This window comes from Pseudomonas sp. 05T35 (assembly GCF_056396605.1).
Genome location: NZ_JBFTLU010000898.1, coordinates 1 through 584 on the forward strand (window position 1 = coordinate 1; position 584 = coordinate 584).

Annotated in this window: 1 protein-coding gene; it reads right to left on the reverse strand. The window is 56.9% G+C overall.

From position 1 onward, the window contains the following. Positions 1-29: 29 nt before the first annotated feature. A partial coding sequence (gene atpB / locus AC1DH9_RS30550) for a F0F1 ATP synthase subunit A (protein ID WP_477809506.1) occupies positions 30-584 on the reverse strand: 555 nt, incomplete at its 5' end.

The window sequence follows — 584 nt, forward strand, 5'->3', positions numbered from 1 at the left end:
GAGGGACATCAGACTAGCCGAAGCCGGTCTTAATGGTTCTCTTCGTGCGCCATCGACAGGTAGACGATGGTCAGCATCATGAAGATAAACGCCTGCAGGGTGATGATCAGGATGTGGAACACAGCCCACGCCCACTGCAGCACAATGCCCAGACCGCTAAGCCAGAGCAGGCCGCTGCCGAACATCACGGCGATCAGGATAAACACCAGCTCGCCAGCGTACATGTTGCCGAACAGACGCAGTGCCAGCGAAATCGGCTTGGCAATCAGCGTCACGAATTCCAGCAGGAAGTTCACCGGAATCAGCAGGGCCTGAACAAAAATGTTCTTGCTGCCGAACGGGTGCAGGGTCAGTTCGCCGATAAAGCCGCCGATGCCCTTGATTTTGATGCTGTAGAAAATGATCAGCGCGAATACCGAGAAGGCCATGGCCAGCGTAGCGTTCGGGTCGGTGGTCGATACGGCGCGGAACGGAATCTCGTGGTTGCCGGAAATGGCCGCAGCCARTTGCGGGATCCAGTCGACCGGTACCAGGTCGATGGCGTTCATCATGAACACCCAGACGAAGATGGTCAGTGCCAGAGG